The organism is Microcoleus sp. AR_TQ3_B6 (assembly GCF_036702785.1).
Taxonomy (GTDB): domain Bacteria; phylum Cyanobacteriota; class Cyanobacteriia; order Cyanobacteriales; family Microcoleaceae; genus Microcoleus.
On sequence record NZ_JAUBVJ010000011.1, the window covers coordinates 53,862 to 65,704 of the forward strand.

The following is an 11,843-nucleotide window of genomic DNA, read 5'->3' on the forward strand; positions in this document are numbered from 1 at the left end:
GTCAGCCGTCATTAGTCAGCCGTCACTAATTTTAACATAATCTAAGTTATAAATTCTCAACTCTAAAATTTAAAATCTCAAATCACTTGAAAATTGCTAGACTTATCAATCCATCCCAGAACGCGGACGGATGCGGTTCAACTGATTGATTGCCCAGCGAGCAGTCTCCTGAACTTCTGGATCGGGATCCTCCGTCGCACGGTGCAACAAGTAACTGATTTGATTCACCAATTCGTAAATCCGCGTCAAATCGCGAATCGCATTTTTACGCACTTCTGGATTTTCATTTTGCAGCGAAATTGACCAGGCATTATTCATGGGTTTGAGAGTGCGAATGCCAATTTCCGACAGACTTGCCAAAATTAAACTGTACTGCTTCGAGTCGGAATTTACTAGCAAATCGAGCAACGGCTCAACTGCTCTAGAATCTCCCCGCTGGCCGAGTTCCCAAATTGCTTTGCGCCTCGAAGCCGGATTTAGGTGCTGCAAATCTTCAATCAGTGCTTCAATAATATCAACTTTAGGCCTGCCATCCGCTTCGGGAACGGAAATATCTTTCTTGCGACTCGCTAGGGAATCGGCTCGATTAGTTGTTTCGGGAATGTTGAAACCTGTGTCGCTGTAACCGTTGCTGTTAGTTTCCAAGGGCGAGGTGTCGGAATTAATTTCATCGCCCTCGATTGCTGCATCCTGGGATTCTGGTTCCCCCAATTTCAGGATAAACGGTAAAGGCCGATCGCTCCTGTCGAGACTGTAGTCTTTTGGCAAATCCAAAGGGTAAGGCAAGGTTGACAGCGGTTTTTCTAGCCCAAAAGGAACCTGTCGAGTTCCTATTTTGTGCGAGTTTGTAGGAGCATCGGGATTAGTAAATTGAGAGTTTCTTTGGCTGTGGCGCTCGACTCTTCCCCGCCTTCGCTTTGAATGATTTGACTCGTCATTGCTAACTAATTTGAGCATGATAAATACTGCCGCTGCCGTGACGACAACTGCTGCCAAACCCAACATTAACAACCCCCGCTGGTGAGACAAAATGACGAGCGAATTAGATATTGCTTTCGGGAGTTTGGAATTGGATTTTGACGTTTGGGACGGCTTAGTTTTGTTTTTATCGGGCGCTGGAGACGGTTTAGAAGGCTTGGAGTCCTGGCGAGAGTCCGGGCGAGAGTCCGCCTGAGCAATTTCTTGGAAAACAGCCCGGTAGGAGGCATTGAGTACCTGTTGCTTTCCGTCGGCACTTGGACTGAAGGCAGCGCCCAGACAGGCAATGCAGATGAAGAAACATACAAAGGAGCGGTAGTGCGCCATAAGACTCAATGGGGGTTTTGAGAGGCAACGCCGCATGACGAGCTTTAGTGTAACCTTGAGTTAGCTCGATCCTAGCTGCTATGAGCTCAACTAACTAACAAATAGCACCTGACTCGGGAAAAACCCGGGTTTGAGAGGCCAGCGAGCCAGATATGATTAACACAATCGCGTCATTGACGTGGAAGTCCTTTAACTAATTAGTTTGAGACGAGCTACATCGGCGGCCCCGGGTAAAGCAGTGGCATCGAGAAACTTGATTGCAGCTCGCCGAGCGCAAGCGAAGCCTTAGCTACGTGCAGTGCAGGCGCCGCGCCGCAAAGCCTCCGGGGCGGGAGGCGGGCGATTGTTGCTCGCCGTCGATTTCTCACGGATAGCCTGGTATGACCAAGAGTTTAACAAGCTTCCGAGCCTGCTGGTCGATCGTTGTTGTCTTAATCTGGGCGAAAGTCGGACAAGGGAGATTTGCAGTGGAAACGAGAAACCGAGTTTTTGAGTGTATTCTTGGCTGATAAACAGAATATTCTCACTACATTCTAAGACGCACTCTCGATCGAAGAAACCGGGTTTTTTTATCGAAAATGCTGTAAGAAAGAGAGCGCTGATTTGACCAATGTTAATTTCAAGGGGGGAATTATGGCGGATAGAAGTGTTTGGGCGAGAGACTAAGATAACCGCTAGGAAATATTGTATTCTGCAAGCAAGCCCGAAAAATCATAGTATCTTGTCGAACTGGGGGCGGGTTTAGTTAGGAGCTATAGTGAGAGCGAGTAGACGGTTTCAGGCGGGCGCCCTCTCCCTAGGTTTTGTTTATTTGTACCCACTTACTTAAGTTAAATCAATCGGTATTTAATCCTAGGCCACCAAATTTGATATAAGATCGAGCTAAATTTCTAGTGTGAGAGTAGAGGCATTGGTGAGCCAACAAGATATTTTAAATTTAGCAAAAGAAGGCGATGCCCGGGCGATCGCATTTCTGATCGGCCAAGCACTCGAAAGCTTCGGCGTCACGGCTAAAGCCAGCCGGGAAAATGACAGCCTGCACCTGCTGCTGGAAGCAGAACAATTGCCTGCAGAAGAAGCCTGTCTCCGAGTCGCAGTCAAAGGGTTGCAGCGGCTGCAACCAAATAACGTTTACTCGCTGACAGTTTACGGACGGCGGAGTGGGCAGCAATTGCCGGCTTGGACTCAGACGGTAGAATTAAAAAAACGCCAGACTCCCGCGCCCGCGAGTGCATTAGTTGCCGTGAATGCAGCAGTAGCCGCGAGTGCAGCAGTAGCCGCGAGTCTACCCGCTTCTCCAATTCCTGTGACTTTGCCCAAGCTAGAAAAAACTCAAAATGTCACAACTGCGCCCCCTCAAACACCAGAAAAATCTCCGCCCAAACCCCCTAAAAACCCAACTCCAAAACCCACAAACCAACGGCAGCAAAAGCCATCACCGCAGCCCGAGTTAGCCGGTACTAAAACTAAAAAATCTCCGCTGTCAACCCGTGCTCTGGGTCTGATTCTCGTGCCTGTATTCGGCTTTGTTCTGGCTTCTCAACTTTACAAATCCTCCAGCACCGTTACTAATAACCCTCTAACGTCAAACCCTGCGGTACAAAAAGTGAGTTCGACCCCCCCACCTGTACCCGCAGCCAAACCCCTTCGGGCCCCACAATCGCCCTCTCCGGCTGCCAAAAAACCTGCCATTGTGCCCGCAACTGTCAGCATCAAAGCAGTTGGCGACATGATCCCGGGCACGAATTTTCCCTACAACAAACTGCCTGCAAAAAAAGAGCTTTTATTAGAGTCGGTAAAACCGTACCTCAAAGGAGCTGATATTCTGTTTGGCAATTTTGAAAGCACGATGACCGATTATCCTTACAGTTCCAAAGCAGGCGGCGGACGAATGCTGTTTGCCTTTCGGACGCCTCCGAGTTATGCCAAAATTTTCAAAGATGTTGGTTTTGATATTTTGAGTATTGCCAACAATCACTCCTACGATTTTAACGAGCAGGGATTTAAGGACACGATTAAAAACATCGACAGCAACGGCATGAAGGCTGTTGGCAAAAGAGATCAAATTGTTTATCACAATGTCAAGGGCGTGAATTTTGCCTTTATCGGTTTCAGCAACTACGGCGAAGTTCACAATTCCTTGCTGGAATTGAAAGCGGGAGCAGAAATTGTCAAAAAAGCGAAGCAAAACGCTGATATTGTAGTGATATCAGTTCATGCTGGAGCTGAAGGAACGGGAGCTCAGAATGTGAGAAATAAAAACGAATTATTTTACGGAGAAAACCGGGGAAATATGGTTTTGTTTTCGCGGACGATGATTGATGCGGGAGCAGATTTGATTTTGGGACATGGCCCGCACGTTATTAGAGCTATGGAACTTTATAAAGGGAAATTGATTGCTTATTCGCTGGGCAATTTTTTGGGTTATCGCACTTTGTCCACAGCAGGAGCACTCGGTCAATCTCTGATTTTGGATGTGAAAATGACTCCGCAAGGAGATTTTGTTTCTGGTAAGATTATCCCCATCCAACTTGACGGGCGAGGGATTCCATCTGTTGATAACAATTTTAGGAGTGTGGGGTTGCTTGGCCGTTTGACAAAGAGCGATTTTCCCAATAGCGGTTTGACAATTGATGACAAGGGACAAATTTTGAAAAAGAGTAAGTAGTTATTGGGAATTGGGAATTTTAACTGGTTCCCAGGCTCTGCCTGGGAACCGATATCCAGAGGCTCTGCCTCGAAAAGCGATAGCAAAATTGGAGGCCCAGCCTCCGGATTTGCGTTACCAGGCAGAGCCTGGAAGTAACCAGTAATCAAACTCTTGTGGTCCGTTGCTGTGAGCAACGCCCGAAATAAGCAATTTAAATGCAGTACAGCTTAGCCGCCCCTATACTGCAATCATCGTTTTCAAAGCTTCTTTCATTTCGTCTGCAGTCGTGGTTGCCGTACCGAATTGACGCACGACAATACTAGCCGCCAAATTGCCCAAAACAGCAGCTTCCCAACCGGAGGCACCGACGCACAAAGCTAAAGTCATTGCTGCTACGACTGTATCTCCAGCACCGGTTACGTCGAATACATCAGTCTTGTTAAAAGGGGGAATGTCCCAACTTTGAATGGCAAATTCCCCGTTTTCACAAGTAGATGTTGGAGACGGTGAATTTTTGATTTCTTCGCCGTTCACCTTTTCAAACAAACTCATCCCTTCTTCACCGCGAGTAATCAGGATTTTTTGAGCTTGAGTTAAGTTCAACAAGTCGCGTCCTGCTTGCATTAAAGTTTGAGGGTTTTTGATAGCATATCCGACTGCTTGCTCGGCTTCTGGCAAGTTTGGAGTAAACAGCATCGCTCCGGAATATCGCTGCAAATTTGTTTGAGCGTCTACAATTGTTTTGCCGGGAACCACTGCCGATTCGATCGCCAAATTGGTCAAAACTCCGTCGCCGTAGTCGGAACAAACCACAGCATCTACTGTCGGTATTTGCTGCCGGATGTAGTCTGACAATTGCAATTGCAAATCTAAATCCGGCAACTCGTCCGATTTGCGATCGACTCGGACAATTTGCTGAGTCACCGACTGCCGCGCGTGCCCGGAAATTCGAGTTTTGGTGACAGTTGGACGCTGCGAATCGATTAAAATGCCCGCCGTATCAATTCCCGCCGCCTCAAAAATACTGCACAAAGCCTTTCCCTGGTCGTCTTTTCCCACCAAACCAGCAACTTTTACTTTGCCTCCGAGTTTGGCTAAATTGTAGACAGCATTTGCGCCACCTCCGGGTAGTTGCCGAGTATTTTCGTAGCGCAAAATCAACACAGGTGCTTCGCGGGAAATTCGCTCTACTTGTCCGGTAAGAAACTCGTCCAAGGTCAAATCTCCGATCGCTAATACCTGCGCTCGATCGAAGCAGTCTAATCTTTTCAATAATTGCTCAGTTGAGGCACAAAGTTGAGGCAAAAATTCGGAATAGTCGTTAGTCATTAACCAAAAAAATGAGACTGAGGAGTTGATAATTGAGGGTGGAACGAGCGGGAATTAAAAATCCTAATATAAATTAATAATTAATTTCCTCCCTTGTTTGATTTTTAACTTTTAATTAATTTTCTCACGGGGATTTTGAGAAACCAGTTGCAGGCTGTTGGCGAGCGCACTCGCTCAAACAATTTGGCAAAAAAATTGGGATACAAGGGAACCCATTGAGACTAAGCGAGAAAGTTTCACTGTGTGGAAGTTTTCTTCTACATAAGTGCTTTCTACATCAGTGCCTTCAACAAACAGCAGAATTATTTCAATTTCTGCTTGATGATCGTAATCACCTGAGCCATTTGTTTTTTGAGTGTATCAATTTCCGCTTGCATTTTCGCCATTTTCTGAGTCATCGCCTGAATGTCAGCGGCGCCCGCTCCGGAACTGGCTGCAGGGGCGGCGGCTGGGGCTTCGGGGACTGGTTTCTTTTTCGCCAGTACCATCGCCGATTTGATCGCCTCGGTTAGCTGCTTTTTCTCAAAGGGTTTAGCGATGAATGCAAAAAAATGCTTCTCGAAGGGTTTCGGAATTTTCTCCATCACCTCTTCTTCGCGGCCCGACATGATCACCAAAGGTATCTTAGAAAGCTCCGGATGGGCTTGCACTTTTTGATACACTTCCCAACCGCTGACTTTGGGCAGTAGGAAATCTAACATAATTAGATTCGGACGGGCTTGACGGATCAGTTTCAGTCCCTCTTCGCCGTCTTTTGCTTCTAGAACTTCAAAGTTACCCTGAGGCAACATCTCTCGGACTCGGACTCGGATGACTTTACTGTCATCGATTACTAAGATTTTTTGACCAACCACGACTGACTCCTTCAGTAATGAGTGATGATTCGCAACCTTCAGTATATCCCTAAGAGAATTCTACCCAGAATTCTGGGCGATTTTAGTTTTGCCCAACTGGAGGCGCCATTCTGATTTGGGGTTATACTCCTACAAGTTCAGGGACTTTGATTTCGGATAGGATCGAAGGAATTAACTCAATAGCCACTTAATTTTATGTCGCCCCAAACTCCTAAAACTCCTACTGTCAAAGCAGTTGCTGCCCAAATGCGGGGTGAAATCGATGCGATGCCGGAGTGGTTGCGCAGGCCTGTTGGCAAAGCTAGCGAACTTTCCCAAGTGCAAAAAATTATCAAACAGCGGCAAATTCACACTATTTGCGAGGAGGGCAGATGCCCCAACCGGGGCGAGTGCTACGCCCAAAAAACGGCGACTTTTTTGTTGATGGGGCCGACTTGCACCCGCGCTTGTGCTTTTTGTCAAGTAGATAAAGGTCATTCTCCGATGCCCCTAGACCCGGAGGAACCGCAAAAGGTGGCAGAGGCTGTGCAGTTGTTGGGTTTGGGCTATGCGGTGCTGACTTCGGTGGCGAGGGATGATTTGCCGGATGGGGGTGCGGGTTGGTTTGCCAGGACGATCGCCCAAATCCGCCTTCTTAACCCGGATACTGAAGTTGAGGTACTGACGCCGGATTTTTGGGGCGGAATCGGTAGGGGCGGTGCCCCCGTGCCCGCCCCCGAGGGGGAGAATTCCGGCCTCGATGAGTTGCAGCGAGATCGGATTCGCACGGTGGTGGAGGCTAAACCGGCTTGTTACAACCACAATATTGAGACGGTGCGCCGGTTGCAAGGGCCGGTGCGCAGAGGGGGAAAGTACGATCGCTCCCTCGACGTTCTCCGTATTGTCAAGCAATATGACCCAACTATTCCCACAAAATCGGGTTTGATGTTGGGCCACGGGGAAACCGAAGCCGAGATCCTCGAAGCGATGACCGATTTGCGGGATGCCAAGTGCGATCGACTCACCCTCGGTCAATACATGAGACCATCTCTAGAACACCTCCCAGTGCGTAAATACTGGACGCCGAGAGAATTTGACCGTTTCGGGTCGATCGCCCGGGAGATGGGGTTTGAGCGCGTGCGATCGGGGCCTCTCGTCCGCAGTTCCTACCACGCGGGAGAGAGCGATTGAAATTAACCTGAATTCAACTCGGTATAAACTCCTTGTTACAAAAAATAACTCTAGAGGATTGTGCATAAGTGCGACGCTCTCTGCTATTTGTAAATAGAGTGACATTATCAATTAGGAGCTTTACCTATGGCAGAGATAGCGAAGAACCAATTAAAATCCGACTCCGTGATGAAAACGGGCAAATTCCCTTACACCTTTCGCGCCGGCTGGTTTCTGTTGCTGTTAGCTATCAATTTTTTGGTTGCAGCCTATTATTTCCATATCATTGAATAGTTCTGCAAGTTAACTTTTAGCAGACCCTGCTGTTCTCGACCTCAACGTCGGAGAGTGGGAGAGAAGGAGAGGGAAAGAGTTTTGAGTTTTGAGTTGGCGAGAATATGACTTCATCCTTCTAACTAATGACTGCTGACTTCTTCCCTCTTCCCTTAAACCTCTTGCTTCTGACTAAGGACTAACGACTAATGACCAATGACTAATGACTGATGACTAATGACTTCTCTAGCGATTTCTAGACGATTCTAGCTTTGACAACCGCTCTTTAATTTTGATAACATCTTGCTTAGTTTCAATTGCCAAAGTTGCTAAATTGTCAAACATCGGGTCTCCCGACAGCATTCTAGGATTTGTGCGGCCAGAACTCGAACGGTTCGGAGACTGAGGCAGGTTAACTCTAGACCCTTGATTCTGCAAACTGTAGATTTGTCCTCTGAGTTCAGAAATTTGACTTTCTAATTGAGTAATGCGAAACTCTAATTGAGTTGTGGATTGAGCGGGCGTAAAAATTGGCGCAGCAGCAATTGCTAACGCGCAAGCCAGACATAAAAGACAGATTGTTAGGGCGCGATGGCGAATTTTTTTCGGCATAGCTTTAATAATTTAAATTATACCAGTTCTACGATAACAAATCGCCGATATTTTTGGCGTCTATCAGAAGTATGTCTTATGGCAACTAGGAACGTAGCTATTTTAATGTTCGATGATGTCGAGGTACTGGACTTTGCAGGTCCTTTTGAAGTGTTTTCGGTCACATCAGAATTAAGTAAGGGCGAGGGACCTTTTGCAGTCTCTACCGTAGCCGTACATCCCGGTGCTGTCAAAGCCCGCAACGGTTTGAGCGTAAATCCCGACTGCACCATTTCCGATTGTCCGCCACCGGATATTTTAATTGTACCCGGAGGACAAGGTACGAGAAAGTTAATCGATAATTCAGCAGTTATTAATTGGATAAAAGATGCGGCGCCAACAGCAGAATTAGTGCTTTCTGTCTGTACGGGTGCGCTGCTTTTGGCAAAAGCTGGCTTGTTGGAAGATTTGAAAGCAACTACACACCATGGGGCCTTTGAGTTATTGAGAGAATTAGCTCCCCACACAACTATTATCAAAAATCAGCGATTTGTAGATAACGGCAAAATCATCACCTCTGGGGGAATTGCTGCGGGAATTGATATGTCTTTGTACGTTGTCGGCAGGCTTTTGGGAACAGCACAAGCTGAACAAACATCAGAGCATATGGAATATAAAATTGGGAATTGGTAATTGGGCACTGGGCATAGTTAATTGTATAATTGGCGCGTAGGGGCGGGTTTTACCAACCATAATTGCCTAAAACAAACAATCTCGTAAACCCGCCCCGCCCATACACTAACCAGAGACGAAGGATGCTACCAGACGTGATATCAACCATCTGAGTCCCAAACTTTTAGTTGTAAATAGACTAATATCAAAGCTAAAGCCATCAAGAAAGTTGCGGCTGCGGCTGCATAGCCAAAATCAAATTGCGAAAAAGCTTGCTCGTAAATATAATAAACTAGCAAATTAGTAGAGTTCAAAGGGCCGCCGCCGGTGATGACGTAAACTTGCTCAAAACTGCGCAGGGTAAAAATAGCAGTAGTGACAGTAGCAAATACTAAAGTCGGTCGCAAACCGGGTAAAGTGATGTACAAAAATTGCTGCCAAGCATTAGCTCCATCCAATTGAGCTGCTTCGTAACGATTTACCGGAATTGCTTGCAATCCTGCTAAAAATACTACCATATTAAAGCCTAATTGTTTCCAAACACTGAGCAGAATTATCACTGGCATTGCCCAAACTGTGCTACTCAGCCAAGGAATTGGATTTAAACCGAGATCCATTAGCGCATTATTCACCGGGCCTTCGGTTTGAAACAACCACCGCCAACCCAAGCCAACTGCAACTAAAGAGGTAATCGAAGGAATAAAATAAGCGGTGCGCAGAGCTCCTCGCCAAGCAAACGACCGATTTAGCAAAACTGCTAAGCCCAAAGGAATCACTAAACTGGGAATGACTGTAGCAGTAGTAAAATAGATCGTGTTTTGGAGAATTTGCCAGAAATCCGGGTTTGTGACTAGACGCCAGTAGTTGTTCAAGCCAATCCAACGCACTCCCGACTGGGTAAAGCTGCCGCTGGTAAAGCTGAGGTAAAATAAATAGGCGATCGGCCAAATCAAAAAAGTACCCAGAAATAGCAAAGCTGGGGCCAGAAAAGTCCAAGCTGCGATCGAATCATTATCTAACCAGTTAAAACGCCCAAATTTTATCCGAACCATTGGCTTGTAAATTTTAGCTTTTAGTTTTAAATGGTATCACAATATAGGTCTATGTCAAAATGAATCTTCTCGATATATTAGCTCATTTACCCACTATAGAAACTGAAAGGCTCCTGCTCAGAAAAATTACTTTAAGCGATGCCAGCGATATGTTTGAGTATGCCTCAAACCCCGAAGTATCAGAATACACAATGTGGTCAACTCATACCTCGATAGAAGACACTAAATACTTTCTCCAGTCGCTTACAAAAATGTACAAAAGACGAGAGCTTGTAGATTGGGGAATCGTCCACAAAGCCGAGAAAAAATTTATCGGCACTTGCGGATTTGTGGAATGGAGCATGACGCACAGCCGCGCGGAAATTGGCTACGCACTTTCTCGAAGATATTGGGGCGAAGGATACATGAGCGAGGCTGTCAATGCAGTTATTGAATTCGGCTTTCGGGAGATGTTGCTGAATCGAATTATGGCTCGATGTGAGGTTAACAATATTGCTTCGGCTCGGGTGATGGAAAAAGTGGGGATGCAATTGGAAGGGATATTGCGACAGCATCTATTTGTGAAAGGCAGATATTGGGATCTAAAAATTTATTCGATTCTCAGAGAAGAGTTTTTTGATTATATTGTAGAATAAGAGTGAATCAGTAAGTCAGCGAAAAAAAATATACTTAGGACTTACGCAATATCTCCATGTAGAGTGCGCCGAAGCATACCTTACCCTTTACCTCTATTGTATAATACGAGTGAATAGCTTTTATATTTATGACAAGCGAATTTCAAAGGTCGTACCCGCCACGTGATTTATCCGTGGCATCAATCCAAAATCGAAAATCGAAAATCCTAAAGCCCCCGAATTTATCCGTGGGGTCAATCCAAAATCGAAAATCGAAAATCTAAAATCGAATGACCGCTAATCCAGTATCTGTTAATTCCAATGCCTGCCTGATTTCTCCTGAGATTGGCAAAAGTTCGCTCGCTCCGGCTCATCCTCCGTTAAAATTAGGGATTTTAGCATCAGGAAGCGGCAGCAACTTCGAGGTGATTGCCCGAGCAATCCAAAACCAACAACTTAACGCTCAAATCCCAGTATTAATTTACAACAACCCCGAAGCCAAAGCCGCAGCCCGAGCCGAAAAATACGGCATTCCCTCGATTCTTCTCAATCACCGCGACTGCAAAAGCCGCGAAGAATTAGATACAAAAATTGTCAAAACTTTTCAAGAATATGATGTAGAATGGGTAGTCATGGCGGGTTGGATGCGAATTGTTACCAAAGTTTTACTTGATGCTTTTCCCGATCGAGTCATTAACATTCACCCCAGCATACTGCCGAGTTTCCCTGGAATTCGCGCCGTCGAGCAAGCACTGGCTGCCCAGGTTAAAATCACCGGGTGTACGGTGCATATCGCCCGTTTAGAAGTAGACAGCGGGCCGATTTTAATGCAGGCTGCGGTGCCGGTATTGCCTGATGATACCGCAGAAACGCTGCACGCTCGAATTCAAGTACAAGAGCACAAGATTATGCTCGGTGCGATCGCCCTTATTGCCGAATCTAATCGAAAATATTGTGACTAAAAACCTCACGAGTGCGGCATCTGCCCCCAACTTGCCCGTCAGCGACTCACCCGAAACAGGTCCGCCGCTGACTCCGCCCAAAAACGGATAGTGGCGAATCACTTAAGTGGTAAAGAGATCAAAATTTTAGAGTCTTGTTCAAGCTCCCAGATTCAATGCTGCAAGTCAATCTAAAATCTAAAATCGAAAATCGAAAACAGGTCCGCCGCTGACTCCGCCCAAAAACGGATAGTGGCGAATAACTTAAGTGGTGAAGAGATCAAAATTTTAGAGTCTTGTTCAAGCTCCCAGATTCAATGCTGCAAGTCAATCTAAAATCTAAAATCTAAAATCGAAAATCGAAAACAGGTCCGCCGCTGACTCCGCCCAAAAACGGATAGTGGCGAATAACT

Annotated in this window: 11 protein-coding genes; 6 read left to right on the plus strand and 5 right to left on the minus strand. The window is 46.2% G+C overall.

What is annotated here, in order from left to right:
* Positions 1–105: 105 nt before the first annotated feature.
* On the minus strand, positions 106–1,305 hold the full coding sequence (locus QUB56_RS08130) for a HEAT repeat domain-containing protein (protein ID WP_332954621.1): 1,200 nt from the start codon (positions 1,303–1,305) through the stop codon (positions 106–108).
* Positions 1,306–2,218: 913 nt separating this feature from the next.
* Between QUB56_RS08130 and QUB56_RS08135 the strand changes: the two genes are divergently transcribed.
* Positions 2,219–3,973 (plus strand): CapA family protein, encoded by a 1,755-nt coding sequence (locus QUB56_RS08135; protein ID WP_332954622.1) that lies wholly within the window; start codon positions 2,219–2,221, stop codon positions 3,971–3,973.
* A 219-nt stretch (positions 3,974–4,192) separates the two neighbouring features.
* On the opposite strand, the gene QUB56_RS08140 is transcribed toward QUB56_RS08135, so the two are convergent.
* Together QUB56_RS08140 and QUB56_RS08145 are read right to left on the minus strand one after the other, a co-directional pair.
* On the minus strand, positions 4,193–5,284 hold the full coding sequence (locus tag QUB56_RS08140; RefSeq protein ID WP_332954623.1) for a PfkB family carbohydrate kinase: 1,092 nt from the start codon (positions 5,282–5,284) through the stop codon (positions 4,193–4,195).
* Positions 5,285–5,586: 302 nt separating this feature from the next.
* Positions 5,587–6,138 (minus strand): response regulator, encoded by a 552-nt coding sequence (locus tag QUB56_RS08145; protein ID WP_332954625.1) that lies wholly within the window; start codon positions 6,136–6,138, stop codon positions 5,587–5,589.
* 195 nt (positions 6,139–6,333) lie between these two features.
* On the opposite strand from QUB56_RS08145, the gene QUB56_RS08150 reads away from it, so the two are divergent.
* Positions 6,334–7,308 (plus strand): lipoyl synthase, encoded by a 975-nt coding sequence (locus QUB56_RS08150; protein ID WP_332954626.1) that lies wholly within the window; start codon positions 6,334–6,336, stop codon positions 7,306–7,308.
* 126 nt (positions 7,309–7,434) lie between these two features.
* Positions 7,435–7,581 (plus strand): photosystem I protein PsaX, encoded by a 147-nt coding sequence (locus tag QUB56_RS08155; RefSeq protein ID WP_332954628.1) that lies wholly within the window; start codon positions 7,435–7,437, stop codon positions 7,579–7,581.
* Positions 7,582–7,806: 225 nt separating this feature from the next.
* Here QUB56_RS08155 and QUB56_RS08160 read toward each other — a convergent pair whose 3' ends face one another.
* The gene (locus tag QUB56_RS08160) at positions 7,807–8,172 is read right to left on the minus strand and encodes a hypothetical protein (RefSeq protein ID WP_332954630.1); all 366 of its coding nucleotides are present in this window, start codon (positions 8,170–8,172) and stop codon (positions 7,807–7,809) included.
* A gap of 78 nt (positions 8,173–8,250) precedes the next feature.
* Here QUB56_RS08160 and QUB56_RS08165 point away from each other — a divergent pair, with 78 nt between their 5' ends.
* The gene (locus QUB56_RS08165; RefSeq protein WP_332954632.1) at positions 8,251–8,844 is read left to right on the plus strand and encodes a DJ-1/PfpI family protein; all 594 of its coding nucleotides are present in this window, start codon (positions 8,251–8,253) and stop codon (positions 8,842–8,844) included.
* A 140-nt stretch (positions 8,845–8,984) separates the two neighbouring features.
* On the opposite strand, the gene QUB56_RS08170 is transcribed toward QUB56_RS08165, so the two are convergent.
* Positions 8,985–9,875 carry a sugar ABC transporter permease gene (locus QUB56_RS08170; protein ID WP_332954635.1) on the minus strand — a complete coding sequence of 297 codons (891 nt, stop codon included), beginning with the start codon at positions 9,873–9,875 and terminating at the stop codon, positions 8,985–8,987.
* A 59-nt stretch (positions 9,876–9,934) separates the two neighbouring features.
* Here QUB56_RS08170 and QUB56_RS08175 point away from each other — a divergent pair, with 59 nt between their 5' ends.
* Together QUB56_RS08175 and purN are read left to right on the plus strand one after the other, a co-directional pair.
* Entirely contained in the window at positions 9,935–10,510 is a 576-nt protein-coding gene (locus QUB56_RS08175; RefSeq protein ID WP_332954636.1) for a GNAT family protein, read from the plus strand.
* Between the two features lie 269 nt (positions 10,511–10,779).
* Positions 10,780–11,451 carry a phosphoribosylglycinamide formyltransferase gene (gene purN, locus QUB56_RS08180; protein ID WP_332954638.1) on the plus strand — a complete coding sequence of 224 codons (672 nt, stop codon included), beginning with the start codon at positions 10,780–10,782 and terminating at the stop codon, positions 11,449–11,451.
* Positions 11,452–11,843 lie beyond the last annotated feature (392 nt).

Excerpts from the sequence above, each read along its gene's own strand:
- QUB56_RS08130 (WP_332954621.1), bottom strand. The coding sequence starts at position 1,305 with ATGGCGCACTACCGCTCCTTTGTATGTTTCTTCATCTGCATTGCCTGT.
- QUB56_RS08140 (WP_332954623.1), bottom strand. The coding sequence starts at position 5,284 with ATGACTAACGACTATTCCGAATTTTTGCCTCAACTTTGTGCCTCAACT.
- QUB56_RS08150 (WP_332954626.1), top strand. The coding sequence starts at position 6,334 with ATGTCGCCCCAAACTCCTAAAACTCCTACTGTCAAAGCAGTTGCTGCC.
- QUB56_RS08155 (WP_332954628.1), top strand. The coding sequence starts at position 7,435 with ATGGCAGAGATAGCGAAGAACCAATTAAAATCCGACTCCGTGATGAAA.
- QUB56_RS08160 (WP_332954630.1), bottom strand. The coding sequence starts at position 8,172 with ATGCCGAAAAAAATTCGCCATCGCGCCCTAACAATCTGTCTTTTATGT.
- QUB56_RS08165 (WP_332954632.1), top strand. The coding sequence starts at position 8,251 with ATGGCAACTAGGAACGTAGCTATTTTAATGTTCGATGATGTCGAGGTA.
- QUB56_RS08170 (WP_332954635.1), bottom strand. The coding sequence starts at position 9,875 with ATGGTTCGGATAAAATTTGGGCGTTTTAACTGGTTAGATAATGATTCG.
- QUB56_RS08175 (WP_332954636.1), top strand. The coding sequence starts at position 9,935 with ATGAATCTTCTCGATATATTAGCTCATTTACCCACTATAGAAACTGAA.
- purN (WP_332954638.1), top strand. The coding sequence starts at position 10,780 with ATGACCGCTAATCCAGTATCTGTTAATTCCAATGCCTGCCTGATTTCT.